The sequence below is a fragment of the Streptomyces sp. NPDC005017 genome, from assembly GCF_042873115.1.
GTDB lineage: Bacteria > Actinomycetota > Actinomycetes > Streptomycetales > Streptomycetaceae > Streptomyces.
Genome location: NZ_JBIALD010000032.1, coordinates 65456 through 90654, shown reverse-complemented (window position 1 = coordinate 90654; position 25199 = coordinate 65456). Strand labels below are relative to the sequence as shown.

The window sequence follows — 25199 nt, the reverse complement described above, 5'->3', positions numbered from 1 at the left end:
AGCGTCGACAGATCGTTCCCGAACGACGCCGTCTCCGAGGTGAAACGGTCACCGGTGAGCTGCATACCGTCACCCGAATCCCCCGCGAACCGGATGATCACACGATCCACCCGCCGGACGTCCTTGGACCCGGCCGGTTTGCGCTGCTCTCCTACGACGGTTCCGTCTGCCTGCTCCACTGCGCTGCTGACCTTGCTGGTCACTGAACTGGACCTCCTTCGAGGCGGCTGTCGGGGCCGGCCTGCCCGCAGGCCTTCCCAGGATCAACCCTACGTCCGTGGTGCTTGCTCTCCCTCGACCATCACACGACGATCACCGGACTCGACGAACGCGACGGCCCGACTCGACGAGGACGACGGCCGGATCCCACGATCGCCGGTGCCGGTGCCATGAGTCGGCTCCGGAGCGATCTCCGCGGCCATGACCGGATGCCGGACACGAGTCCGCATCCCGGACCCCGGACCCGGCGTGGGACCCGGGGCCGATCGCGAACCCGGGCCCGGTCACGGCTTCAGGAATTCAGATAGGTCAGCACGGCCAGCACCCTGCGGTGATCCCCCTCGCTCGGGGACAGGCCGAGCTTGAGGAAGATGTTGCTGACGTGCTTCTCGACCGCTCCGTCGCTGACCACCAGCTGCTTGGCGACCGCGGAGTTCGTCCGCCCCTCGGCCATCAGCCCCAGCACCTCCCGCTCCCTCGGGGTCAGCCCGGCGAGGACGTCCTGCTTGCGGCTGCGCCCGAGCAACTGGGCGACGACCTCGGGATCCAGCGCCGTACCGCCCTCGGCCACCCGGACCACCGCGTCCACGAACTCGCGCACCTCGGCCACCCGGTCCTTGAGCAGATAGCCGACACCCCGGCTGGACCCGGCCAGCAGTTCGGTGGCGTAGCGCTCCTCCACGTACTGCGACAGCACCAGCACACCCAGCCCCGGGTGCGCCTGCCGCAGCCTCACGGCGGCCCGTACGCCCTCGTCGGTGTGGGTCGGCGGCATCCGTACGTCCGCGACCACGACGTCGGGCAGCGCGCCCTCCGCGTCCAGCTCGGTGATGGTCTTGATCAGCGCCTCGGCGTCCCCCACCCCGGCGACCACATCGTGGCCACGGTCGGTCAGCAGCCGGGTCAGGCCCTCCCTGAGCAGCACCGAATCCTCGGCGATGACCACTCGCACCCTGCGCTCCACGTCCTTCGGCCCCCCACACCCGGTTTCCTGGTACCACGCTCAAGCATTCCAGGAAACGGGGCGCGGCGGGGTGCGGAAAGGGCAGGTGCCGACACCTTCCGACCGTGGCGAGGGGCGGGACCCCGGTGGAGTCCCGCCCTGGGAGCGTTCGTGCGGCACCCTCGCCGGACCGGCGGGTCAGCCCCGCCAGGGCAGCTCGGCCGTCACCGTCGTGGGGCCGCCGGCGGGGGAGTCCACGACGAGGATCCCGTCGACCGCGTCGAGCCGCTCGGCGAGTCCGGCCAGGCCGGAGCCCGCGGAGGACTGCGCTCCGCCGACGCCGTCGTCGGTGACCTGGAGCATCAGCCGGTTCTCCACCCGCCACACGTCCACCGACGCCGACCGGGCCCGCGCGTGCTTGCTGATGTTCTGGAGCAGCTCGGAGACGGTGAAGTAGGCGATGCCCTCGATGGCGGGCGCGGGCCGCGAGGGCAGGTCGACCTCGACCGTCACGGGGACCGTGCAGCGCGAGGCGACGGACGACAGGGCCGCGTCCAGGCCGCGGTCGGTGAGGACGGCAGGGTGGATGCCGCGGGCCAGGTCCCGCAGCTCCTGGAGGGCGGTCTTCACCTCGCCGTGCGCCTCGTCGACCATCCGCGCGGCGGCCTGCGGGTCCTCGGCCAGCTTCTCCTTCGCCAGGCCCAGATCCATCGCCAGCGCGACCAGCCGGGCCTGCGCCCCGTCGTGCAGATCGCGCTCGATGCGCCGCAGGTCCGCGGCGGCCGTGTCGACCACGACCCCCCGGTCCGACTCCAGCTCCACCACCCGCGCCGACAGCCGCGACGGCCCCAGCAGCCCGTGCACCAGACCCCGGTCCACCATCGTCAGCGCCCGCACGATCCACGGCGTGGCCAGCGTGACCAGCAGCCCGATCAACGCCGTCACCCCGATCTCGAACGGGTTGTCGAGATACACCGAGTGCGTCTCGTCGCCGTACAGCTGAAGCCCGTCCTGCCCTCCGTACACCGGGAAGACCCAGAACCACAGCGGGTACGTCAGCATCATCCAGCCGTACGTCCAGAAGGCGAACGCGACCGTGAAGGAGAACACCGCCCACGGCAGCAGCAGCACGGAGTACAGCAGCTGCCGCCAGGACGAGCCGCTCTTGAACACGGCGCCCATCCACGCCATCAGCCCGTCCCCGCGCACCCGCAGCGGCTCCGGGTCGGCCACGCTCGTGCGCAGCAGGGAACGGGCCCGCGTCCGCTCCAGCGAGCCGAGCCCCCGGCAGCCCGCGAGGGCCAGGGCCAGCACCGGGATACCGAGGAAGGTCACCAGCAGACCTGCCCCGAGGGAGACCATCGTGATGGCGTAGGTGAAGGCCAGCACGCTGACCGGCAGGCTGAGCAGCACATAGCCCAGCTCCCGCCAGTGCCGCGCCTCGAACGGCGCCCGCAGTCCGGCCGGCAGCCCGCGCCGGTCGCCGTACCGCCCGTGCTCCTGCCCGTATCCGGTGTCCCCGTACCGCGTGGTGGCCATCGTCCGCCGTCCGTTTCTGCTCAGCCGTCTCCGGGTGTGCTGTTCTGCGTCCAGCCTGTCGGTCCGGCGGGCCGTGGACCATGGAGTCCGTCGGCCTCCTGGGAGGGGGGTTATCCCCACCCCGGGCTCGTCGCCGCCCTCAGCCGCGGCCGGGCACCCCGGCACGCGCCCGCCAGGGGAGCTCGGCCGTCACGGTGGTCGGGCCGCCCTTCGGGGACTCGACGACGAACAGGCCGTCGACCGCGTCCAGCCGCTCGGCGAGGCCGCGCAGCCCGCTGCCCGCGTCCAGCCGCGCGCCGCCCCGGCCGTCGTCCTCGACCTGGATGAGCAGCCGGTCCCGCACCCGCCACACCTCGACCGAGGCGGAACGCGCCTCAGCGTGCTTGCTGATGTTCTGGAGCAGCTCGGAGACGGTGAAGTAGGCGATCCCCTCGATCGCCTCGGCCGGCCGCGCGTCCAGGTCGACGGTCACCTTCACCGGGACCGTGCAGCGCGAGGCGACGGACGACAGGGCCGCGTCCAGGCCGCGGTCGGTGAGGACGGCAGGGTGGATGCCGCGGGCCAGGTCCCGCAGCTCCTGGAGCGCGAGCTTCACCTCGCCGTGCGCCTCCTCGACCATCACGGCGGCCGAGTCGGGGTCCTCCAGCAGCTTCTCCTTGGCGAGGCCCAGCCCCATCGCCAGGTTCACCAGCCGGGCCTGCGCCCCGTCGTGCAGATCGCGCTCGATGCGCCGAAGATCCGCGGCGGCCGTGTCGACCACCACCCCCCGATCGGACTCCAGTTCGGCGATACGGCGTTCCAGCTCGTCCGACGGCGACAGCAGCCCCCGCACCATCGCCCGGTCCGCGTTCGCCAGCCCCCGCGCCAGATACGGCAGCACCGGCCACAGCACGAACAACGACACCAGCGTCAACGCGAAGGTCAGCACCCCCCACGGCAGCCGGATGAAGTCGTACAGCAACGTCCGCCAGCCCACCGGGTCCTTCAGCATCATCCACAACTGCTGGAGGAACCCGCCCCGCCCGCGCCAGGGCATCGGCGACGGCTCGTCCACCCGCACCCCGAGCAACGCGCGCGCCCGCGCCCGCTCCAGCCTGCCCAGCTGCCGCGCCCCCATCAGACCCGCCGCGAGCAACGGGAACCCGATCACGGTCACGGTCAGAAAAGCGCTGGTGAACACCACCGTCGTCACATAGACGAAGCCCAGCAGCGCCGACGGGAGGTTCGCCAGGAGATGCGCGATCTCCTTCCAGGTGTGCGCGTCGTAGGCGGGGCGTGGAGGCGGCAGCGGCTCGGCCGTATCGGCGCCCGCGGACGGAGTACGTTCGGTCATACGGCTCAGCCTGCCCGTCCGCGTCCCGCCACGCCATGAGGTGGACCGCCCGGTGCTGCGGGGGAAAACCCCACCCCGGCATCTCAAGCCGTGACGGGCTGCTTACCGTGTCTTTATCAGGGCCTAGACTCCCGTGCGTACAGATCGTCGAACAGAGGCCGTCGTCGAAGGCCGGGGGCCAGGGAGCGAGGGACGGACGTGCGGGAACCGACCGTCGTCGCGGCGGACTACTTCCAGTCCTATTCGGTCGTCGGGCTGCTCGTCGCCGTCGGCGTGCTGTTCGTCGGCGTCGCCTTCGGGGCCGGCCGGCTGCTGCGGCCCGTCGTGCCCACGCCCGAGAAACTCCTGACCTACGAGTGCGGCGTCGACCCGGTCGGCGAGGGCTGGGCCCACACCCAGGTCCGCTACTACGTCTACGCCTTCCTCTACGTCATCTTCGCCGTCGACTCGATCTTCCTTTTCCCGTGGGCCACGGTGTTCGCCGCCCCCGGCTACGGGGCGACCACCCTCGTCGAGATGTTCATCTTCCTCGGCTTCCTCGCCGTGGGCCTGCTCTACGCCTACAAGAAGGGGGTCCTGGCATGGACGTGACCCCTGAACCGGTCCTGCTGCCCGAGCCCAAGCGTCTCGGCGCACTCTCCCGGCTCGCCCCCGAACCCATGAAGGTCGTCCTCAACTGGGGCCGCCGCTACTCCCTCTGGGTCTTCAACTTCGGCCTCGCCTGCTGCGCGATCGAGTTCATCGCCGCGTCGATGGCCCGCCACGACTTCATCCGGCTCGGCGTGATCCCCTTCGCCCCGGGCCCCCGCCAGGCCGACCTGATGGTCGTCTCCGGCACGGTCACCGACAAGATGGCCCCGGCCGTGAAGCGCCTCTACGAGCAGATGCCCGAGCCGAAGTACGTCATCTCCTTCGGCGCGTGCAGCAACTGCGGCGGCCCCTACTGGGACTCCTACTCGGTGACCAAGGGCGTCGACCAGATCATCCCCGTCGACGTCTACGTCCCCGGCTGCCCGCCCCGCCCCGAGGCGCTCCTCCAGGGCATCCTCAAACTCCAGGAGAAGATCGCCCGCGAGTCCCTGACCGAGCGCTACGGCACGCCGGCCCGCCCCTCTGCGGCCGCCCTCCAGAGCGCACTGGTCGAGCCGCCGGCACCGGGGGAGGGGCCCGCACCCGCCCCGGGCCCGGACCGGGCCTCCGGCGCGGGTCCGGACTCCGCCGAGGAGGGCACCCGATGACGACTCCCGTCGGCTGGCTGCCCGCCCCGGTGGAGGACCTCTTCGGCCCCGAGGCCACCGCCGAGGAGTCCTACGGCGTTCTCACCGTCGACGTCCCCGCCGGTGCCTGGATCCCGGCCCTGCGCACCGCCCGCGACGAACTGGGCTGCACCTACTTCGACTGGCTGAGCGCGGTCGACGAACCCGGCACCGGCTTCCGCGTGTCCGCCCACGTCGTCGCCCTCGCCCCGGTCCAGCGCCTGCTCCTGCGCACCACCGTGCCGCACGAGTCGCCCGCCCTCGCCTCCGCAGTGGACGTCTACGCCGGCGCCACCTGGCACGAGCGCGAGACCCACGAGATGTTCGGCGTGACCTTCGACGGCCACCCCGGCCTGGACCACCTCCTCCTCCCGGAGACCTTCGAGGGCCACCCCCTGCGCAAGGACTTCGTCCTCGCCGCCCGCGTCGCCAAGGCCTGGCCCGGCGCCAAGGAACCGGGCGAGTCCGACCACGGCGGTCCCAAGCGCCGCCAGATGCTCCCGCCCGGCGTACCCGACCCCAACGACTGGGGCCCGCTCAAGGGCCAGCTCCCCCCTGCCCCCGCCCGCCCGGCCCGGGGCGCGGCCCGCCCCGCCGGCGAACGCCCCGCCCGCCGCGCCCGCACCGCCTCGGAAGGCTCGGCCAGCCAGACGGCCCCGGCCGCCGCGGCGACCCCGGCGACGGAAGACACCACCGCGGCCCCCGCGGCACCCTGCGCCCGGCGCGCCCGCAGCGCCTCGGAGGGCTCGGCGTCCCAGCAGCCCCGGGCCACGGACGCCCCGACCGCCGGGACACCCGGGCCCGAGGCCGCCCCGTCGGCACCGGCCGCCCCGGCAGGTCCGCGCCGTGCCCGCACCGCCTCGGGCGGCTCGGCCTCCCAACGCGCCGCGACCGAACCGGCCCCTGCGGAACCGAAGCCCGCCGGACCCAAGGCCCCCCGCAGCCCCGACGCCCCCTGGCACCACGCCCGCCCGGCCTTCGACGAACCGGAACGGGGCGCGGAGAGAGCGGAGGGCGCGGAGGGCGTGCAGGCAACGGTGCCGGGACCGGTCACCGAGGGGTCCGGTGCGGGCCCCGAGGAGTCCGGGACGAGCGCCGAGCAGTCCGGTGCGGACCCCGAGGAGCCAGGGACGAGCGCCCGGGAGTCCGAGTCCGGGACGAGCACCGAGGGGGCCGGCGCGGGCCCCGAGGAACCCGGGACGAGCACCGAGGGTCCCGAACCGCAGGGCACGCGGGAGCAGCCCGGGGACTCGGCGGTGCGGGAACCGTCGGCCGAGACGGAGCCGGCGCCCGCTGAGGCGCGGGAACCGTCTGCCGAGGCACAGGGTGCGCCCGCCGAGGCCGAGCCACCGTCGACCGAGGTGCCGGACGCGCCCGCCCGGGCAGAGCCACCGTCGGCCGACGCAGAGCAGCCCTCCGCCGAAGTCGAGCAACCCTCGGCCGAGCAGGCCCGGACGCCCGAAGCCGTCGGCCCCGACACCTCCGGCCCCGCAGCCCCGGACCCCGCGGCCGCCCCCGAAGCCCCCGGCCCCGAAGCCCCGAACCCCGAAACCCCCGCTCCCGAAGACCCCGCAGGAGGCCCGCGGTGAACGACGCGCTCGACGTCGCCCTGCGACTTCTGATCGTCTTCGGGGTCTTCCTCGTGTTCCCCCTGCTCATCGGTCAGACCGAGCACAAGGTGATGGCCCATATGCAGGGCCGCCTCGGCCCGATGTACGCGGGCGGCTTCCACGGCTGGGCCCAGCTCGTCGCCGACGGCGTGAAGTTCGCGCAGAAGGAGGACGTGGTGCCGGCGGGCGCCGATCGCCGGATCTTCCAGCTCGCCCCGGCCGTCGCCCTGCTGCCCTACCTCCTCGTGCTGCTCGCCATCCCGATCGGCCCGGGTGAAGGAGCCGTCGGCCAGGTCATCGACGCGGGCGTCTTCTTCGTCCTCGCCGTGATGGGCGTCGGCGTCCTCGGCTCACTCATGGCCGGCTGGGCCAGCGCCAACAAGTTCTCCCTTCTCGGCGGCCTCCGCACCGCCGCGCAGCTCCTCGCCTACGAACTGCCGATGCTGCTCACCGCCGCCTCCGTGGCGATGGCGGCCGGTACCGTCTCCCTTCCGGGCATCCTCGATGCCTTCGAATGGTGGTGGCTGCCCTGGCAGATCGTCGGCGCGATCGTCTTCTTCGTCGCCGGTCTCGCCGAACTCCAGCGCCCGCCCTTCGACATGCCGGTGGCCGACTCGGAGATCATCTTCGGCGCGTACACCGAGTACACGGGCCTGCGTTTCGCACTGTTCCTCCTCGCCGAGTACGCCGGAATCGTCGTCCTGTGCGGCCTGACCACCGTCCTGTTCCTGGGCGGCTGGCACGGCCCCTTCGGCGCCGACGGCCTCGGCTGGGTGTGGACCCTGCTGAAGACGGCCGTCCTCGCCTTCCTCGTCATCTGGCTCCGCGTCACCTATCCCCGCCTGCGCGAGGACCAGCTCCAGAAGCTCGCCTGGACCCTTCTCATCCCCCTCTCCCTCGCTCAGATCGCCCTCACCGGCATCGTCAAGGTGGTGATCTCCTAGTGGCCCCCATCCCGGGCTCCGGCCTCGCCAAGGGCCTGGCCGTCACCCTCCGCACGATGACGCGCAGGTCGGTCACCGAGCAGTACCCGGACGTCCAGCCCGACCTCCCGCCCCGTACCCGCGGTGTGATCGGCCTGTTCGAGGAGAACTGCACGGTCTGCATGCTCTGCGCCCGTGAGTGCCCCGACTGGTGCATCTACATCGACTCCCACAAGGAGACCGTCCCGGCGGCGGCCCCGGGCGGCCGCGAGCGCAGCCGCAACGTCCTCGACCGGTTCGCCATCGACTTCTCGCTGTGCATGTACTGCGGTATCTGCATCGAGGTCTGCCCCTTCGACGCCCTGTTCTGGTCCCCGGAGTTCGAGTACGCCGAGACCGACATCCGCGAGCTCACCCATGAGCGGGACAAGCTCCGCGAGTGGATGTGGACCGTGCCGTCCCCGCCCGCGCTCGACCCGGGCGCCGAGGAACCGAAGGAGCTCGCCGCGGCCCGCAAGACGGCGGAGAAGCTCGCCGCCGCCCCGACCGAGCCGCAGGAGGGAGACGCGTGAGCCTCGCCTCCGTCGCCACGGGCACCGGCCCGACCGCGCTCACCACCGTCGCCGCCGACTCGCACGGCTTCCTCTCCCCGACCGGCGTGGAGATCGCGTTTCTCCTCGTCGGCCTGGTCACCTTCGGCGCCGCCCTGGTCACCGTCACCACCCGGCAGCTGGTGCACGCCGCCCTGTGGCTGGTGGTCACCCTCGGCGGCCTCGCCGTGGAGTACCTCCTGCTCACCGCCGAGTTCATCGCCTGGGTGCAGGTGCTGATCTATGTGGGTTCCGTCGTCGTCCTCCTTCTTTTCGGTCTGATGCTCACCAGGGCACCCATCGGCCGCTCCCCGGACGCCGACTCCGGCAACCGCTGGGCCGCCCTGGCCGTGGCCGTCGTCGCCGCGGCCGCTCTGGTCTGGGTGGTCGTCGACGCCTTCCGCACCACCTGGATCGACCTCGACGGCGCCCCCGCCGGCTCCACCCAGGTCACCGGAGAGGCGCTGTTCCAGAACTGGGTCCTGCCCTTCGAGGCCCTCTCCGTCCTGCTCCTCGCGGCCCTGGTCGGGGCGATCGTCCTGTCCCGCAAGGCGAAGGCGGAGTCGAGCTCTCCCCCTGTGAACTCCCGGCCCACCACCGGTGGTTCCCCCTTCGTCCCGAATTCCCGTAATCACCCGATCGGGCGAACCAAGCCCGTCCGAGGGGCCGAGCCGGCCGAGGGAACGGGCCGAGCCGAGCACGCCGACCAGGGAGAGCGGGCCTCCGCCACGGAGCCGACGGACCAGGCCAGGCAGTCCGCTGCCACCGAGCCGACGAGCCAGGCCGGGCAGCCCGCCACCACCGAGCCGACGGACCAGGCCGGACAGGCCCCCGCGGAGCGGGCCACCCCGACCGAGCAGGAAGGCGCCCGCTGATGCACCTCGCCTATCCCGCGGTACTCTCCGCCCTCCTCTTCTGCACCGGCCTGTACGGCGTCCTCGCCCGGCGCAACGCGATCCTGGTCCTGATGTCGGTCGAGCTGATGCTCAACGCCGTCAACCTCAACCTGGTCGCCTTCGACGTCTGGCTCAGCCGCACCGCCGAGGAGACCCTGCACTCCGGCCAGGCCCTGACCCTGTTCACCATCGCCATCGCGGCCGCCGAGATCGGCATCGGCCTGGCGATCGTCCTCGCCGTGTACCGCAACCGCGGCACCGCGGACATCGACCGGCTCCGTGACACCGCGGAGGGCCACGAGACCGACGAACCCGAGGCCGCCGCGGCCGGCGAGAAGGCTGAGGCCACCGCGTGACCACGACCGCCCTGGCCGTCCTCGTCCCCCTCCTGCCGTTCCTCGGAGCCGTCGCCGGACTGCTCCTCGGCCGCACCGCCCCCGGCTTCGTCCGCCCGCTCGCCGTCCTGCCGACCCTCGCCTCCCTCGTGCTGGCAGCCCTCGTCGCGGCCCGCCAGAGCGGGGACGCTGCCGTCGACGCCGCCACCGAGCTCACCCCGACCGGCTCGGTCCCCATCGAACTCGCCCTGTACGTCGACGGCTTCGCCGCCCTGGTCGCCGTACTGGTCACGGTCGTCGCCACCTGCGTGCAGATCTACTCGACCGGCTACCTGCGCGACGACCCGCGCTACCCGTCCTACGCCGCGATCGTGTCGCTGTTCACCTCCGCCATGCTCCTGGTCGTCTACACCGGCGACCTGATGGTGCTGCTGGTGGGCTGGGAAGTCATGGGCATCTGCTCCTACTTCCTCGTCGGCCACTACTGGGAGACCCCCGAGGCGCGTGCCGCCTCCCTCAAGGCCTTCCTGGTGACCAAACTCGGTGACGTCCCCTTCCTGATCGGCCTATTCGCACTGGCCACCGACGCCGGGTCGTTCCGCATCACCAAGGTCCTCGGCGCCGTCGCGAGCGGCGCGCTCGACCACCCGACCCTGATCGGCCTGCTGCTCCTCGCGGGCGTGGCGGGCAAGTCGGCTCAGTTCCCGCTGCACACCTGGCTTCCCGACGCCATGGCTGGCCCCACCCCGGTCTCCGCCCTGATCCACGCGGCGACGATGGTCGCCGCCGGTGTCTACTTCGTCGCCCGGCTGCTCCCCGTCTTCCAGGCGTCCGCCGCGGTGATGGTCACCCTCGCCGTGATGGCCGCCGTGACGATGATCGGCTCGGGTCTCGCCGCGCTCGCCCAGGACGACATCAAACGCGTCCTCGCCTACTCGACGATCGGCCAGCTCGGCTACATGACCGGCGCCCTCGCCGTCGGCGACCGCGGAGCCGCCGTCTTCCACCTCCTGTCCCACGGCGCCTTCAAGGCGCTGCTGTTCCTCGCGGCCGGCGTGATCATCCACGCCGCCGGGACCAACTCGCTGGCCGCCATGTCCCGCATGAGCCACCTGCGCGATCGCGTCCCCGACGCCTACTGGACGACGACCGTGGCGCTCCTCGCGCTCGCCGCGATCCCGCCGTTCAGCGGTTTCTTCTCCAAGGAGTCCGTCCTCGGCGCTGCCGAGCACGTCTCCACCGGGCACACCGAGGCCGCCCCCGGCGCGGCCGGCTGGATCGTCCTCGTCTCGGCCCTGCTGACCGCCCTGCTCACCGCCGCGTACGCGATGCGTCTGTGGCTGCGGGCCTTCCGCGGCCGGGGCGAGGAGACCCCCGACCACGGCCGTCAGCCGCTGACGATGACCGTGGTGCTGTGGGTGCTCGCCGTACCCTCCCTCGCGCTCGGCGGCCTCGCCTACCGGGTGCTGCCCGACTGGTTCGACGGCAACGACCTCGCCCCGACCCTGACCACCTCCGTCCTCGGCACGGGCCTCGCCCTCGTCGGCGGTCTGGTCACCTACGCCGCCTGGCGGCACACCGCACCGCTCGCCGCGCGCGTGCCCCTGGGCGCGGTCGCCGCCCACCCCGAGGGCGACGCCGGACTCGTCGAGGCCGAGGCCGTCGCCAGCCACGAAGCCGCCTACGGCGACGTGGCCGGAGCCCCCGACCCGGCCGATCCCGGACGGCTGCTGCTCGGCCCGCTGCACCCGCACGCGGCCGTCGGCTTCCACCTGGACGCCGTGTACTCGGCGCTGTTCGTCCGCCCCGTGCAGGGCGGCGCGAGCCTCGTCCGGTTCCTCGACCGCGAGGTCGTCGAGACCTATGTACGCGGCGCGGGCGCCCTACCCCGCTGGCTGGGGGCCGCCGTACGCCGTGCCCAGACCGGCAATGTGCAGACCTATGTGAGCGCGCTGCTCGCCGGCACCGTCGTCCTGGCGGTCGCCGTCGTCCTCGTCGCCACGGGAGCGTGAGCAGGCGTGATCGATATCAACGAGTCAGTGATGCAGTTCCTTCTGGCGTTCGTCGTCGTCGGCCCGCTCCTCGGCGCCGCCGCCGCTCTGCTGCCCGCCCCGCCGGGACTGAAGGGGAAGTCGCCGGAGCAGGCGGTGCTCCGCCACGGCGTCACCGTCACCGGCGTGATCCTCCTCGCCGCGATCGTCCTCACGCTCGGCTTCGACCACGACCACCCGTCGAAGATGCAGGCGACCACGGACATCAGCTGGATCCCCGCACTCGACGTGCGCATCCACCTCGGCATCGACGGCATCTCCCTCCCCCTTCTGTTCCTGACCGCGCTGCTGACCTTCCTCTGCGCGCTCTACAGCTACTTCAAGATGCCCGCGGGCCCGACCCCGAAGGCGTTCGTCGCGCTGCTGCTCGTCCTGGAGTCCGGCACCCTCGCCACCTTCGCCGTCCTCGACCTGCTGCTGTTCTTCCTCGCCTTCGAGATGGTCCTGATCCCGATGTACTTCCTCGTCGCCCGCTGGGGCGGCGAGGCACGGGCCGCGGCCGCCTGGCGCTTCATCCTCTACACGCTGCTCGGCTCCGTGGTCATGCTGCTCGGCCTGCTGCTGATCGGACTCGACGCGGGCACATTCGACATGGTGGCACTCGCCACTGACAACGGCCGGTCGCTGACCCTGTCCGTGCAGGTCATCGCCGTACTGGCGATCGGTCTCGGGCTCGCCGTGAAGACCCCCATGTGGCCGCTTCACAGCTGGCTGCCGGACGCCCACACCGCCGCCCCGACCGTCGGCTCGGTCCTGCTCGCGGGTGTGCTGCTGAAGATGGGCACCTACGGGTTCGTCCGCATCCTGCTGCCGGTCGCACCCGACGGGTTCCGGGAGTTCGCGCCGTACCTGGCCGCCTTCGCGGTCGTCGGCATCATCTACGGATCGCTCGCCTGCCTGGCCCTCGCCAGGCGCGGCGCCAAAGGCGACCTGAAGCGGCTCATCGCGTACTCGTCCGTCGGACACATGGGTTTCGTCCTGCTCGGCATCGCCACGATGACCCCGACCGGCGTGAACGGCGCGCTGTTCGCCAACATCGCCCACGGCCTCATCACCGGCCTGCTGTTCTTCCTGGTCGGCGCCCTGAAGGACCGCACCGGCACCACCGACCTCGACACCCTCGCCGAGGAGACCGGCGCCGCCCTGTACGGCAAGGCACCGCGCCTGGGCGGTCTGCTCGCCTTCGCCGCGGTCGCCTCCCTGGGCCTGCCCGGCCTCGCCGGGTTCTGGGGCGAGATGCTGGCCCTGTTCGGCGCGTTCGAACCGGCCGAGGGCCTCAGCCGCCCCGCGTTCCTCACCTTCATGGCGATCGGCGCGTTCGGCACCCTGCTGACCGCCGCGTACCTGCTGGTCGTGGTCCGCCGGGTCTGCATGGGCGCCCTGCCGCAGGACGCCCCGCGACTGACCGACGTACGCACCTACGAGTTCGCGGCCTGGACGCCGCTCGTCGTCCTCACCGTCGTCGCCGGCCTGTGGCCGAAGATCCTCCTCGGCCTGACCGACCCGGCCGTGCAGCAGCTCCTCGCAGGAGGTACCCGATGAGCTCCCCTGCCCAGACGCAGGCCGTCAGCCTGGTCCAGGACGTCGACTGGCTCGCCGTCGCGCCGCCGACCCTCGCCGCGGTCGTCGCGCTCGCCGTGCTCGTCGCCGACCTCTTCCTGGCCGACCACAGGAAGGCCCTGCTCGGCTGGGTCTCGGTCGCCGGCCTCGCCGCCTCGACCGCGCTGCTGCTACCCCTCCTGGACGGCGACCGCTCCACCTTCTGCCTCACCGGCGACCCCGGCGCGTGCAGCTACACGGCGGACCGCTTCACCCTCGTCATCCAGTTCCTCGTGCTCGGCGGCGCCCTCCTCGCCGCCCTGCTGTCCGTGACCGCCCTGAAGGACTCACGTGGACAACTCCCGGAAGGGGAGTTCTGGTTCCTGCTGCTGTCCTCCGCCGCCGGCGCCGCCCTGCTGCCCGCCTCCCGCGACCTGGCGACCCTGATCGTCGCCCTGGAGGTCGCCTCCCTGCCCGCCTTCGCGCTGGTCGGCCTCCGCCACGGAGACCGGCGCTCCTCCGAGGCGGCCCTGAAGTTCTTCCTGTCCTCGGTCACGGCCACCGCCGTCAGCCTGATGGGCGTCAGCTTCGTCTACGCCGCGACCGGCACCCTCTACCTCGCCCGGATCGCCGAACGCATCCAGAGCGTCGACGGACAGCTGCACACCCTCGTCCAGACCGGTGTGGTCCTCACCCTCGTCGGCTTCGCCTTCAAGACGGCCGCCGTACCGTTCCACTTCTGGGTCCCCGACACCTATGTCGGCGCGCCCCTGCCGGTGGCCGCCTATCTGTCGGTCGTCGGCAAGGCCGTCGGCTTCTCCGGCCTCGTCCTCGTCACCGTCGTCGCGCTGCCCTCCTACGCCGACGTCTGGGGCCCCGCGCTGGCCACGCTGGCCGCGCTGACCATGACCATCGGCAACGTCGGCGCCCTGCGCCAGCAGACCACGCGCGCGTACAGCGCCGTACGTCTGCTCGCCTGGTCCTCGGTCGGCCAGGCCGGCTACCTCCTGGTCCCGATCGCCGCCGCCGCGTACTCGGACGACGCCGAGCACGCCATCGGCTCCACCCTCGCCTACGCCCTCATGTACGGCGTCGTGAACCTCGGCGCCTTCGCGGTGGCCGCACTGGTCGGCCGTACGCACGCCCTGAACCGGGTGGCGGACTACCAGGGCCTGTACGCCAGGAACCCCCTCACGGCGCTCGTCCTGGCGTTCTTCCTGCTCTGCCTGGCCGGCCTGCCGCCCGGCATCATCGGACTGTTCGCCAAGGTCACCGTCTTCTCGGCGGCGGTCGACGCGGGCCTCGGCTGGCTCGCCGTGGTGATGGCGGTGAACGTCGTGATCGCCCTCGTCTACTACCTCCAGTGGACCGCCCTGCTCTTCCGCGCCCCCGAGGGCGAGCCCGGCCGCCACACCGTCCCGGCGCCCCTCACGGCGGCGATCGCGCTCACGGCGGTCGTCGGCGTCGTGCTGTCCGGCGCACCCCAGCTGGTGCTGCGCTTCGCGGACACGACCCTCTTCTAGAGCGACCGGCGCCCTTCCGGGGCGACCGGCGCAGGTTCCGCGGCACATCAACGCTCCAGCGCCGTCCTCCCGCAAGGGCAGGGCGGCCCGCTCCGGCAGCGGCGGACCGGAACGCGGCCTTCACCCGTACGGCTCACCCCCGCCGCCACGCGCCCCGCCCGCACAAGGGAACTAGTGGCTCTCGCCTCGCGTTGTCCAAAACGGGAGGGTCCACTGGACGTGTCACCACGGCACCAGTGGCATCGGAGATCACACAGCAAAGGGTTCCCCTGCCGCACCACTTGGAGGGCGTACCGTGCACCGCCGGCACAACGGGCTCAGGACCGCAGTACTCCTCGGGGGACTGTCCGCGCTCATCATCGTCATCGGCAGCTTCTTCGGCCGTGCGGGACTGATCGTCGCGGTGGTGATCGCCCTGGGCACGAACGCGTACGCCTACTGGAACAGCGACAAGCTGGCGCTACGCGCGATGCGTGCCCGTCCGGTGAGCGAGTTCGAGGCACCCGCCCTGTACCGCATGGTCCGTGAGCTCTCCACCCAGGCCCGCCAGCCCATGCCGCGTCTGTACATCTCCCCGACGGAGGCGCCGAACGCGTTCGCGACCGGCCGCAACCCGCGCAACGCCGCAGTGTGCTGCACGGAAGGCATCCTGCGCCTGCTCGACGAGCGCGAGCTGCGCGGTGTCATCGGCCATGAGCTGAGCCATGTCTACAACCGCGACATCCTCATCTCGTCGGTCGCCGGAGCCCTCGCCTCGGTGATCCTCTTCCTGGTCAACTTCGCCTGGCTGATCCCGATCGGCCGCTCGGACGACGACGACGGCCCCGGTCTGCTCGGGCTGCTGCTGATCATGATCCTGGGCCCGATCGCGGCCTCCCTCATCCAACTGGCCATCAGCCGCTCCCGCGAGTACGAGGCCGACGCCTCCGGGGCCCAGCTCACCGGTGACCCGCTCGCTCTCGCCTCCGCCCTGCGCAAGCTCGACGCGGGCACCAGACAGCTTCCGCTGCCGCCCGAACCCCGGATCGAGACCGCGAGCCACATGATGATCGCCAACCCGTTCCGGCCCGGCCAGGGCACGTCCCGAATGTTCTCGACCCACCCGCCCATGGCGGAGCGCATCGCGCGCCTCGAACGGATGGCAGGTCCTCGACGATGAAGCTCGTCCTGAACATCATCTGGCTCGTCCTGAGCGGCTTCTGGCTGTTCCTCGCCTACCTGGCCGCTGGCTTGCTCCTGTGCATCACCATCATCGGCATCCCGTTCGGCATAGCCGCGTTCCGGATCGGCCTGTACGCCCTGTGGCCCTTCGGCCGCACCACGGTGGAACGCCGCGACGCGGGTGCCCCTTCCTGCCTGGGCAACGTCCTGTGGCTGGTGCTGGCCGGCTGGTGGCTGGCCCTCGGCCACATCACCACCGGCATCGTCCTGTGCCTGACGATCATCGGCATCCCGCTCGGCATAGCCAACTTCAAGCTCATACCGGTCTCCCTGTTCCCACTGGGTCGCGAGATCGTCCCGACGGACGAGGCGTTCGGCGCGTACTGAGCGCCTGACGAGGCGGGCGCCGAGAGGCCGCCACCGCCCCTCGGGAAGCCGCCCAGGAGCGCCTAGGACAGCCGCCGGGCCCGCACCCCGTATACGACCGCCCCGGCCGCCAGGACCCCGGCGCCCAGCAGCACCGAGCTCCCCGGCAGCGAGAAGGCCAGTACGGCGCAGCCCAGCAGTCCGAGCACCGGCAGGGCACGCGCGCGGGGGGCCGGGTCGAGGGTCCAGGCGGAGGCGTTGGCGACGGCGTAGTACGTGAGCACGCCGAAGGAGGAGAAGCCGATCGCACCGCGCAGGTCGGCCGTCGCGGCGAGGACGGCGACGACCGCGCCGACGGCGAGTTCGGCGTGGTGGGGGACCTGGAAGCGGGGGTGCACGGCGGCGAGTTGACGCGGCAGATGACCGTCACGGGCCATCGCCACGGTGGTGCGCGAGACACCGAGGATCAGCGCGAGCAGCGAGCCCAGCGCGGCCACGGCGGCCCCCACGCGCACGACCGGCACCAGCTCCGGCATGCCGGCCGCGCGCACCGCGTCGGCCAGCGGCGCGCCCGCCTGTCCGAGCCGGTCGGGGCCCAGTACGGCCAGCACCGCGACGGCCACGCACGCGTACACGGTCAGCGCGATGCCCAGGGCGAGCATGATCGCGCGCGGGATGGTGCGCGCCGGGTCCCGGATCTCCTCGCCGAGCGTGGCGATCCGCGCGTACCCGGCGAAGGCGAAGAACAGCAGCCCGGCCGCCTGGAGGGTGCCGTCCAGGCCGCCCGAGACGCCGGTGTCCAGGCGGTCGGCGGTGGCGTCCCCCGAGCTCAGGCACACGACCACCACGAGTGCGAGAACGGCCAGGACGACGGCGACGATCGCCCGGGTCAGCAGGGCGGACTTCTGCAGGCCGCCGTAGTTCACGGCGGTCAGCGCGACCACGGCCGCGACGGCGACCGCGTGCGCCTGCCCCGGCCAGACGTACGCCCCTACGGTGAGCGCCATGGCCGCGCAGGAGGCGGTCTTGCCGACGACGAAGGACCAGCCCGCGAGATAGCCCCAGAACGGCCCGAGCCGCTCGCGCCCGTACACGTAGGTGCCACCGGACGCCGGGTACAGCGCGGCGAGACGGGCCGAGGCGAGGGCGTTGCAGCAGGCCACCACGGCGGCCAGCGCCAGCCCGATCAGCAGCCCCGAGCCGGCCGCGCGGGCGGCGGGTGCGAGCGCGGCGAAGACGCCGGCGCCGATCATCGAGCCGAGCCCGATGACCACGGCGTCGCCGACACCGAGGGTGCGGCGCAGACCGGCGGAACCGGAAGGGTGCGTCATGCGGCGCACCCTAGCGAAGCCGGTCGAACACCAGGTTCACCCAAGAGGCGGGCGGGCACCCCGGGAGTTTCCCGGGTGCCCGCCTCGCACTACCGGTGAGGTCACCGGTAGTTGACGAACTGGAGTGCGAAGTCGAAGTCCTTGCCCTTCAGCAGCGCGATGATGGCCTGGAGGTCGTCCCGGCTCTTGGAGCTGACCCGCAGCTCGTCGCCCTGGACCTGGGCCTTCACGCCCTTGGGGCCCTCGTCGCGGATGATCTTCGCCACCTTCTTGGCGTTCTCCTGGGAGATGCCCTCCTCGATGGAGGCGAAGATCTTGTACTCCTTGCCGGAGAGCTGGGGCTCGCCCGCGTCCAGCGACTTCAGCGAGATGCCCCGCTTGATCAGCTTGGACTGGAAGACGTCGAGGATCGCCTTGACCCGGTCCTCGGAGTTCGCCTCCATGAGGATCTTCTCGCCGGACCACGAGATGGAGGCGCCGACCCCCTTGAAGTCGTAGCGCTGCGAGATCTCCTTGGCGGCCTGGTTCAGTGCGTTGTCGACCTCCTGCCGCTCGACCTTGGAGACGATGTCGAAACTGGAGTCGGCCATGACGTGTGGCTCCTTGCTCGGATGCGGTGTGTCGCCCTGCGGATACGCCCCAAGCCTAGCGATCTCCGCACTGATCAATCGGGTGGCGAAGCACCCCCCGGGATCAGGTATCGTTTACGTCGTTGCCACGGAACACCGCCGAAAAGCGGCTCCGAGCAGCGAACCCATGGCGGTGTGCCCGAGTGGCCAATGGGAGCGGACTGTAAATCCGTCGGCTTAGCCTACCCAGGTTCGAATCCTGGCGCCGCCACATCGAGGAAGACCCTCTCCGTGCAGACGGAGAGGGTCTTTCTTCGTTCCCGTCGTACCCGCCGCGACCACGGGACCGCCGATCGCGCGCCGGGGTGGCTGTCAGACCCCCCGGGCACACTGATCACATGTCGTCGCGCCGCAGGAACTGCCCCGAGTGCCGTCGTGAGATCGCCGTCGTCGCCGGGCGGTTCGCGCGGCACGACCCGCCCGGGGCCCGGGAGGGCGACCGGCTCGTCTCGTGCCCCGGTTCCAGACGGACCGCGCAGCTCGGGGCGGTGCAGCCGTCGCTGGACGGTTACGCCGTCCCCGAGTTCCCGGGGCAACTGCCGCTGTTCTGAGGTCAGTTCCCGGCGACGGACTTCACCGCGACCGGGGCCGGGGTCGAGCCGCCGATCAGTTCCAGCGTCAGACCGGCGGTCGCGGGCGTGTCGGCGAGTTCCACGAGCACGGCGGCCACGTCGTCGCGGCTGACCGCGCCCCGGCCGGTGTGCGCCTCCAGACGGACCAGGCCGGTCCCGGGGGTGTCCGTCAGCGAACCGGGCCGCAGGACGGTCCAGTCCAGGGCCTCCTGACGCTGCACATGCGCGTCCGCCTCACCCTTGGCGCGCAGATACACGTCGAAGATGTCGTCGCCCTCGTGCCCGGGGTCCGCGCCCATCGAGGACACCACCAGGAAACGCCGTACGCCCGCCCGGACCGCCGCGTCGGCGAACAGCACGGCCGCGCCCTTGTCCACGGTGTCCTTGCGCGCGGCACCACTGCCAGGGCCCGCGCCCGCCGCGAACACCGCCACGTCCGCGCCCTGGAGATGCGCGGCGACACCCTCCACCGTGGCCGACTCCAGGTCCAGCAGCACCGGTTCGGCACCCGCGGCCCGCAGGTCGTCGCCCTGCTCCGGCTTGCGGATGATGCCCGCGACCTCGTCACCGCGCGCGGACAGGAGCTTCTCCAGCCGCAGCGCGATCTGACCATGACCTCCAGCGATGACAATGCGCATGTCTCCGACCGTACGCCCCAAACCCCCACCACGCCGCCCTGGAGGGGCGCGGGGAACTGCGCGCCCAGCCACCGACACCCCGCACCTTCCCACGACCCCAACCCCCCGACCCCTCGGGCGATCCCACCCGCCCGGCGCCGCCCCGACCGACCGCCACACTGCCGTCCTGAAGGGGCGCGGGGAACCGCGCGCCCAGCCACCGACACCCCGCACCCGCCGACAACCCCCAACCCCCGCCCCCAGAGGCGAACCCACCCCCGCCCCCCAGAGGCGAACCCAACCACCCTTACGACAAACCCACCCCCCGCCCCTCAGGCGAGCAGCCACCCGCTAGGACAACTCCCCCCGCCCCTGCCGTGGCAGCCCCAGCTCCGTCGCCACCGCCGAGTCGCAGTACTCCCGCACCGCGCTGGTCCGCGCCACAACACGCCCCCGGTGGATGACGATCCGGCTGTACGCCAGGGACAGCACCCCCGACAGCCGGTCCCCCCGCACCGCGAGGAGTTCGGCCGGGAAGCCCGCCTCGACCCGGACCTCGGGCAGGCCCAGCACCGCACGCGCGGAGGCGCTGACGGCGTCGTAGGCCTCTTCGGGGCGCAGGCCGTAGCGGGAGGAGAGCAGGTACGCGGCCTCCAGGGGGTCGCCGCGGCCCACCGGGTTGGAGACGTCCCGCAGCGCCCCGCTGCCGGCCGCGAGGCGCACCCCGGCCGCCCGCAGCAGCCGCACCGGCGCCGTACCCCGGCGGTCGACGCCCGCGCAGCCGCCCTGCGGCAGGCACACCACGCCGACCCCGGCCGCCGCGAGCTGGTCCGCCGTACGGGAGGCCGCCTCGGCGGGCAGAGCGGCGAGGCCGGCGCAGGGACTCAGCGTCACACCGGGCCGCAGCCCCCCGGCCATCGCGGCGAGCCGGGCGAGGCGGGCCGGATCCGCGGCGTCGGTGTGCAGGTCCACCGGGCAGCCGTGCTCGGAGGCGATCTCCAGGACCGCCTCGGCGTAACCCGTGGGGTCGGGGTCCAGGTCGGGGCAGCCGCCCACCACGGAGGCGCCCATCTTCACCGCGTCCCGCAGCATGGCGAGCCCGTCGGCGCCGGCCACGCCGGTCAGCAGCCGCGGCACGGCCACGGTGGTCAGCTCGGCGAGCCCGCGCAGCGAGCGACGTGCCTGGAGGACGGCGCCCAGCGCGCTCAGTCCCTGCACATCGCCCACCCGCACATGGGCCCGCAACACGGTGGCCCCGTGCCCGAGTTGCAGCAGAGCGGCCTCGGTGGCGCGTAGCTGCACGTCGTGGGGGTCGTAGGAGACGGGTCCGTCCTGGTCGGCGGTGAGCGCGGTGTCGCCGTGGGCGTGGGGTTCGACCGGGGCCGGCAGCAGGAGGTAGCCCCCGAGGTCCACGCGCGCCCCGGAGCCGCGGGCGGTGCCGCCGAGGCTGCCCGCCGTGCCGACGGCCTCGATGCGCCCGCCGCCCAGCCGTACGTCCACGGTCCGGCCGTCGGTCAGCCGGGCACCGCACAGCAGCAGCGAGTCGGCCTGGCCCGAGGGGCCGGGGGAGGAGGACGAGGGCTGCGGCTGCGGCTGGCTGTCGGGCATCGCACTCCCAGGGCTCGGGACGAGGTCGCTCCGTGCGGAGGACACAGGAGACAGGCTCAGGGCCAGGACGCCGCAAGATCACACAGAGTGAGTCGAGCGTAGGACGGCGGTCGCCCCGCGACGGGGAGGAGCGCAATAGTCGTACCGGTGTGGCCCCAGGTGGACGCGGGTGACGGGTGGGGCCCGAAGGGCGGCCGGGAGCGGGGCGGACGGGGGCCGCGGGGTCCCCTGAATACGGATTTGGGTGAACGGCCACGGACCGTGTAATGTCTTCATCGCTCGCCCCAATAGCTCAGTCGGCAGAGCGTCTCCATGGTAAGGAGAAGGTCAACGGTTCGATTCCGTTTTGGGGCTCTGGTGAGAGAGGTTCCCGTCGCGAGGCGGGAACTGATCACATCAAAGCGGTGTAGCTCAGTCGGTAGAGCAAGCGGCTCATAATCGCTGTGTCACCGGTTCAAGTCCGGTCACCGCTACTAACAGTAGCCGATTGCGGGGTCGGTCCTTCGATCGGCTACTCTTTCTTGCGTTGAATCAAGCCTATCCGTTCGTCAAGGAGCACTCACGTGGCTGCCACCGACGTCCGCCCGAAGATCACGCTGGCCTGCGTGGAGTGCAAGGAGCGGAACTACATCACCAAGAAGAACCGGCGTAACAACCCGGACCGTCTTGAGATGAAGAAGCACTGCCCGCGTTGCAACGCGCACACCGCGCACCGCGAAACGCGCTGAATCAGTTTTACGTACGAGGCCGTCCCCGCTGTTCCAGGGGGGCGGCCTCGTGCCGTTTCGGCCCCAGCCGTCGCGGAGCCAGCACACTGCTGCACAGCGCTTCCGCGGTGACGTGGAGCCGGGGCCGACACCTTGTTCGACCGCAGCTGAGACCAGGAGGCGCCGATCCCATGGCACTGGACCAGTCCTTCGTGGGGCGCACCTACGCGCCCACCGAGCCCTACGAGGTGGGCCGGGAGAAGATCCGGGAGTTCGCCGAGGCCGTCGGTGACGTGAATCCGGTCTACACGGACCCGGAAGCCGCGAAGGCGTTCGGTCACGCCGATGTGATCGCCCCGCCGACCTTCGTGTTCGCCATCACGTTCAAGGCCGCCCGGGACGTCGTCCACGACCCGCAGCTCGGCCTGGACTACGACCGTGTGGTGCACGGCGACCAGAAGTTCGCCTACACCCGCCCGGTGCGCGCCGGTGACCGGCTGACGGTGACCTCGACCATCGAGCGGATCAAGTCGATGGCGGGCAACGACTTCGTGGACATCCGCGGAGAGGTGCACGACGAGGCCGGCGAGCACGTCGTGACGGCCTGGACCAAGCTCGTGGCCCGCGCGGCCGAGGAGGCGTGAGCAGCAGATGACCGCGAAGATCGCCTACGCCGACGTCGAGGTCGGCACCGAACTGCCCGCGCAGACCTTCTCCGTGACGCGCGCCACCCTGGTCCGCTACGCGGGCGCCTCCGGTGACTTCAACCCGATCCACTGGAACGAGAAGTTCGCCAAGGAGGTCGGACTGCCCGACGTCATCGCGCACGGCATGTTCACCATGGCCGAGGCGGCCCGCGTGGTCACCGACTGGGCCGGCGACCCGGCCGCGGTGCTGGAGTACGGCGTCCGCTTCACCAAGCCCGTGGTCGTCCCCAACGACGACCGTGGCGCCGAGATCGAGGTCACCGGCAAGGTCGCGGCCAAGCTGGACGACAACACCGTCCGGGTGGACCTCGTCGTGACCAGCGGCGGCGAGAAGGTCCTCGCCATGCCGCGCGCGGTCGTCCGACTGGCCTGACCTACGGGGCGCCGCGACCGCGGAAAGGCGTAAGCCCGACCACGCGATCCCGGAGGCCCGACCGCCCGACCCCGCAAACGCCGAGGCCCGGCCGCGGCGACCGACGGCGCAGCACAAGCTCCCAGAAAGGGCGTCCTCCCAGTCGAGGGCGCCCTTTCGGCATGCCGGAACCCTCCGGTTGACGAAGTTAGTGATTGAGCACTAACTTTGTGGCATGGTCAGGATGAGCGCAGAGGAGAGGCGCGAGAGCGTCGTCCGCGCGGCGACGCTGGAGTTCGCCCGCGGCGGTTACCACGGCACGTCCACCGACACGATCGCCAAGCGCGTCGGCGTCTCGCAGCCGTATCTCTTCCGGCTCTTCCCCGGCAAGAAGGCGATCTTCCTGGCGGCGGCCGAGCGGTGTGTGGAGGACACCATCCGCACCTTCCGCGAGGCGGCCGAGGGGCTGGAGGGCGGCGAGGCCCTGCACGCGATGGCCAACGCGTACACCAAGGTGATCGCGGAGCGGCCCGAGCGGCTGATGATGCAGATGCAGATGTACGTCGCCGTGGGCGCCGCCGAGCAGGAGGGCGACCACGAGCTCGGTGAGGCGGTACGGGCCGGCTGGACCCGGCTGTGGGACACCGTTCACGGGGCGCTGGGCGCGGAGGTCGGCGACACGACGACCTTCCTCGCGCACGGCATGCTCATCAACTGCCTGGTCTCCATGGGCTTCCCGCCCGAGCACCGGGTGTGGGAAGGGCTGTACCCGACGGCCCGGCTCAAGGGCCGGCTGGAGAAGTAGCGGTCGCGGCGAGGAGGCCAGGGCCTCCTCATGTCCGCGGAAGTTAGTTAGTGATAACTAATCAAAGCATCCTCTGGGGGAGAGATGTCACAGCACAGCGAACCGAGCGCCCGGGCCGGAGGAGTCGGCTGGGTCCTCGTCATCACCGGCGTCGCGGGGTTCATGGCAGCCCTCGACAATCTGGTCGTCACCACCGCGCTGCCCTCCATCCGCGAGGACCTCGGCGGCGGGCTGCACGACCTGGAATGGACCGTGAGCGCCTACACGCTCACCTTCGCCGTGCTGCTGATGTTCGGTGCGGCGCTCGGTGACCGCTTCGGCCGCCGCAGGCTGTTCATGGTTGGCCTCTCGGTCTTCACGCTCGCCTCCGCCGCCGCGGCCCTCGCCCCCGGCATCGACTCGCTGATCGCCGCCCGCGCTGTGCAGGGCGTCGGCGCGGCCGTGATGATGCCGCTCACCCTGACCCTGCTCACCGCGGCCGTGCCCGCAGAGAAGCGCGGGATGGCGTACGGCATCTGGGGCGCGGTCAACGGACTCGCCGTCGCCTCCGGGCCGCTCATCGGCGGCGCGCTCACCGAGCACGTGTCCTGGCAGTGGATCTTCTGGCTGAACGTCCCCCTCGGTATCGCCCTGCTGCCGCTCGCCCGGCTGCGCCTGTCCGAGTCGTACGGCAGCGGCGCCCGGCTCGACGTGACCGGCACGGTCCTGGCCAGCACCGGACTCTTCGGGATCGTCTACGGCCTGGTCCGCGGCCCGGTCGACGGCTGGACCGGGAAGACCGTCCTGCTCGGCCTGTTCGCCGGGTCGGCGCTGCTCGCCGCGTTCGTCCTGCACAGCAGCCGCGCGCGGAACGCCATGCTCCCGATGCGGCTGTTCCGCTCCCGAGCCTTCTCCGGGATCAACGCCGCGAGCATGCTGATGTACCTGGGCATGTTCGGCTCGATCTTCCTGCTCAGCCAGTACCTCCAGGGCGTGCTCGGCTACTCGCCGACCGAGGCGGGCCTGCGGATGCTCCCCTGGACCGGCATGTCCGTGCTGATCGCGCCGCTCGCCGGCATCCTGTCCGACCGCATCGGCGGCCGTCCGGTCGTCGCCGCGGGCCTGTTCGTCCAGGCCGCCGGACTCGCCTACCTCTCCGCCGTGGCCACCGCCGACGCCTCCTACGGCTCCCAGCTGCCCGGCCTGGTGCTCAGCGGCATCGGCATGGCGCTGTTCTTCGCCCCCGCCTCGGCCCTGGTCATGGCCAGCGTCACGGCGAAGGAGCAGGGCGTCGCCTCCGGAGCCAACAACGCCCTGCGCGAGGTCGGCGGAGCGCTCGGCATCGCGATCATGTCCTCGATCTTCTCGGCCCGGGGCGGCTACGAGTCCGCCCAGGCCTTCGTGGACGGCCTGCGCCCCGCCATCGCCGTCGGAGCCGGCGTACTGGCCCTGGCCGGACTCGCGGCCCTGGCGGTCCCCGCCCGGCGCGGCGCCGTCCTGGCCATGGCCGAGGCGAGCGGGCCCGGGGGACCGGCGAAGGTCCTCGAGACCACCGCTTCCCGCTGACCCGGAACCGACCGGGAATTCATGATCCGGTCGACTGTCCGA

Annotated in this window: 24 protein-coding genes, 3 tRNA genes and 2 pseudogenes; 21 read left to right on the top strand and 8 right to left on the bottom strand. The window is 71.9% G+C overall.

Going from position 1 to position 25199, the window contains the following annotated elements:
• The 4 genes and pseudogenes from ACFYR0_RS33635 to ACFYR0_RS33620 all read right to left on the bottom strand — a co-directional run.
• Positions 1–203, bottom strand: a pseudogene (locus tag ACFYR0_RS33635) (2-oxoglutarate ferredoxin oxidoreductase subunit alpha); the annotation flags it as partial.
• 308 nt (positions 204–511) lie between these two features.
• Positions 512–1171: a response regulator gene (locus ACFYR0_RS33630; protein WP_386377262.1), complete on the bottom strand. Its 660-nt coding sequence runs from the start codon at positions 1169–1171 to the stop codon at positions 512–514.
• 189 nt (positions 1172–1360) lie between these two features.
• Positions 1361–2701 carry a sensor histidine kinase gene (locus tag ACFYR0_RS33625; protein WP_389336694.1) on the bottom strand — a complete coding sequence of 447 codons (1341 nt, stop codon included), beginning with the start codon at positions 2699–2701 and terminating at the stop codon, positions 1361–1363.
• A 139-nt stretch (positions 2702–2840) separates the two neighbouring features.
• Positions 2841–4034, bottom strand: coding sequence for a sensor histidine kinase (locus tag ACFYR0_RS33620; protein WP_389336691.1), 1194 nt, complete (start codon positions 4032–4034; stop codon positions 2841–2843).
• A 198-nt stretch (positions 4035–4232) separates the two neighbouring features.
• On the opposite strand from ACFYR0_RS33620, the gene ACFYR0_RS33615 reads away from it, so the two are divergent.
• From ACFYR0_RS33615 to ACFYR0_RS33560, 12 genes and pseudogenes are all read left to right on the top strand, one after another.
• Positions 4233–4625: an NADH-quinone oxidoreductase subunit A gene (locus ACFYR0_RS33615; RefSeq protein WP_386377265.1), complete on the top strand. Its 393-nt coding sequence runs from the start codon at positions 4233–4235 to the stop codon at positions 4623–4625.
• Positions 4616–5272: an NADH-quinone oxidoreductase subunit B gene (locus ACFYR0_RS33610; RefSeq protein WP_389336688.1), complete on the top strand. Its 657-nt coding sequence runs from the start codon at positions 4616–4618 to the stop codon at positions 5270–5272. The genes ACFYR0_RS33615 and ACFYR0_RS33610 overlap by 10 nt, the downstream gene beginning before the upstream one ends.
• A complete protein-coding gene (locus ACFYR0_RS33605) occupies positions 5269–6879 on the top strand; it encodes an NADH-quinone oxidoreductase subunit C (protein ID WP_389336685.1) in 1611 nt (536 codons plus the stop codon). The genes ACFYR0_RS33610 and ACFYR0_RS33605 overlap by 4 nt, the downstream gene beginning before the upstream one ends.
• Complete coding sequence (locus ACFYR0_RS33600; protein WP_389336682.1) at positions 6876–7844, top strand: NADH-quinone oxidoreductase subunit H; 969 nt, start codon at positions 6876–6878, stop codon at positions 7842–7844. The genes ACFYR0_RS33605 and ACFYR0_RS33600 overlap by 4 nt, the downstream gene beginning before the upstream one ends.
• Positions 7844–8395, top strand: coding sequence for a NuoI/complex I 23 kDa subunit family protein (locus ACFYR0_RS33595; protein WP_389336679.1), 552 nt, complete (start codon positions 7844–7846; stop codon positions 8393–8395). The genes ACFYR0_RS33600 and ACFYR0_RS33595 overlap by 1 nt, the downstream gene beginning before the upstream one ends.
• A pseudogene (locus tag ACFYR0_RS33590) lies at positions 8392–9090 on the top strand (NADH-quinone oxidoreductase subunit J); the annotation flags it as partial. The gene ACFYR0_RS33595 and the pseudogene ACFYR0_RS33590, both read left to right, overlap by 4 nt.
• Before the next feature lie 197 nt (positions 9091–9287).
• A complete protein-coding gene (gene nuoK / locus ACFYR0_RS33585; RefSeq protein ID WP_386377270.1) occupies positions 9288–9665 on the top strand; it encodes an NADH-quinone oxidoreductase subunit NuoK in 378 nt (125 codons plus the stop codon).
• Positions 9662–11656 (top strand): NADH-quinone oxidoreductase subunit L, encoded by a 1995-nt coding sequence (locus ACFYR0_RS33580; RefSeq protein ID WP_389336676.1) that lies wholly within the window; start codon positions 9662–9664, stop codon positions 11654–11656. The genes nuoK and ACFYR0_RS33580 overlap by 4 nt, the downstream gene beginning before the upstream one ends.
• Positions 11657–11662: 6 nt before the next feature.
• Positions 11663–13237 (top strand): NADH-quinone oxidoreductase subunit M, encoded by a 1575-nt coding sequence (locus ACFYR0_RS33575; protein WP_389336673.1) that lies wholly within the window; start codon positions 11663–11665, stop codon positions 13235–13237.
• A complete protein-coding gene (locus ACFYR0_RS33570) occupies positions 13234–14757 on the top strand; it encodes an NADH-quinone oxidoreductase subunit N (protein WP_389336670.1) in 1524 nt (507 codons plus the stop codon). The genes ACFYR0_RS33575 and ACFYR0_RS33570 overlap by 4 nt, the downstream gene beginning before the upstream one ends.
• A 295-nt stretch (positions 14758–15052) precedes the next feature.
• A complete protein-coding gene (gene htpX, locus ACFYR0_RS33565; protein WP_389336668.1) occupies positions 15053–15916 on the top strand; it encodes a zinc metalloprotease HtpX in 864 nt (287 codons plus the stop codon).
• The gene (locus tag ACFYR0_RS33560; RefSeq protein ID WP_389336665.1) at positions 15913–16305 is read left to right on the top strand and encodes a YccF domain-containing protein; all 393 of its coding nucleotides are present in this window, start codon (positions 15913–15915) and stop codon (positions 16303–16305) included. Before htpX ends, ACFYR0_RS33560 begins: the two co-directional genes overlap by 4 nt.
• A 62-nt stretch (positions 16306–16367) precedes the next feature.
• Here ACFYR0_RS33560 and ACFYR0_RS33555 read toward each other — a convergent pair whose 3' ends face one another.
• Together ACFYR0_RS33555 and ACFYR0_RS33550 are read right to left on the bottom strand one after the other, a co-directional pair.
• Complete coding sequence (locus ACFYR0_RS33555) at positions 16368–17615, bottom strand: APC family permease (protein ID WP_389336662.1); 1248 nt, start codon at positions 17613–17615, stop codon at positions 16368–16370.
• A gap of 101 nt (positions 17616–17716) precedes the next feature.
• Positions 17717–18205, bottom strand: coding sequence for a YajQ family cyclic di-GMP-binding protein (locus ACFYR0_RS33550; RefSeq protein WP_386377279.1), 489 nt, complete (start codon positions 18203–18205; stop codon positions 17717–17719).
• Positions 18206–18373: 168 nt separating this feature from the next.
• On the opposite strand from ACFYR0_RS33550, the gene ACFYR0_RS33545 reads away from it, so the two are divergent.
• Together ACFYR0_RS33545 and ACFYR0_RS33540 are read left to right on the top strand one after the other, a co-directional pair.
• Positions 18374–18455 (top strand) — tRNA-Tyr (locus tag ACFYR0_RS33545).
• A 127-nt stretch (positions 18456–18582) separates the two neighbouring features.
• Positions 18583–18795 (top strand): hypothetical protein, encoded by a 213-nt coding sequence (locus ACFYR0_RS33540; RefSeq protein WP_389336659.1) that lies wholly within the window; start codon positions 18583–18585, stop codon positions 18793–18795.
• 2 nt (positions 18796–18797) lie between these two features.
• On the opposite strand, the gene ACFYR0_RS33535 is transcribed toward ACFYR0_RS33540, so the two are convergent.
• Positions 18798–19454: an SDR family oxidoreductase gene (locus tag ACFYR0_RS33535; RefSeq protein WP_389336656.1), complete on the bottom strand. Its 657-nt coding sequence runs from the start codon at positions 19452–19454 to the stop codon at positions 18798–18800.
• A gap of 330 nt (positions 19455–19784) precedes the next feature.
• A complete protein-coding gene (locus ACFYR0_RS33530) occupies positions 19785–21041 on the bottom strand; it encodes an amidohydrolase family protein (RefSeq protein WP_389336653.1) in 1257 nt (418 codons plus the stop codon).
• A 281-nt stretch (positions 21042–21322) separates the two neighbouring features.
• On the opposite strand from ACFYR0_RS33530, the gene ACFYR0_RS33525 reads away from it, so the two are divergent.
• From ACFYR0_RS33525 to ACFYR0_RS33495, 7 genes are all read left to right on the top strand, one after another.
• Positions 21323–21395, top strand: a tRNA-Thr gene (locus ACFYR0_RS33525).
• 46 nt (positions 21396–21441) lie between these two features.
• Positions 21442–21514: transfer RNA gene (locus ACFYR0_RS33520), tRNA-Met, on the top strand.
• 90 nt (positions 21515–21604) lie between these two features.
• The gene (gene rpmG, locus ACFYR0_RS33515) at positions 21605–21769 is read left to right on the top strand and encodes a 50S ribosomal protein L33 (protein ID WP_003948671.1); all 165 of its coding nucleotides are present in this window, start codon (positions 21605–21607) and stop codon (positions 21767–21769) included.
• Between the two features lie 170 nt (positions 21770–21939).
• Positions 21940–22392, top strand: coding sequence for a MaoC family dehydratase N-terminal domain-containing protein (locus ACFYR0_RS33510; RefSeq protein ID WP_389336650.1), 453 nt, complete (start codon positions 21940–21942; stop codon positions 22390–22392).
• A 7-nt stretch (positions 22393–22399) separates the two neighbouring features.
• Positions 22400–22828, top strand: a complete 429-nt coding sequence (locus ACFYR0_RS33505; protein WP_389336647.1) for a MaoC family dehydratase — start codon at positions 22400–22402, stop codon at positions 22826–22828.
• Between the two features lie 214 nt (positions 22829–23042).
• On the top strand, positions 23043–23612 hold the full coding sequence (locus tag ACFYR0_RS33500; protein ID WP_389336644.1) for a TetR/AcrR family transcriptional regulator: 570 nt from the start codon (positions 23043–23045) through the stop codon (positions 23610–23612).
• Between the two features lie 84 nt (positions 23613–23696).
• The gene (locus ACFYR0_RS33495; protein WP_389336641.1) at positions 23697–25157 is read left to right on the top strand and encodes an MFS transporter; all 1461 of its coding nucleotides are present in this window, start codon (positions 23697–23699) and stop codon (positions 25155–25157) included.
• Positions 25158–25199: the final 42 nt, after the last annotated feature.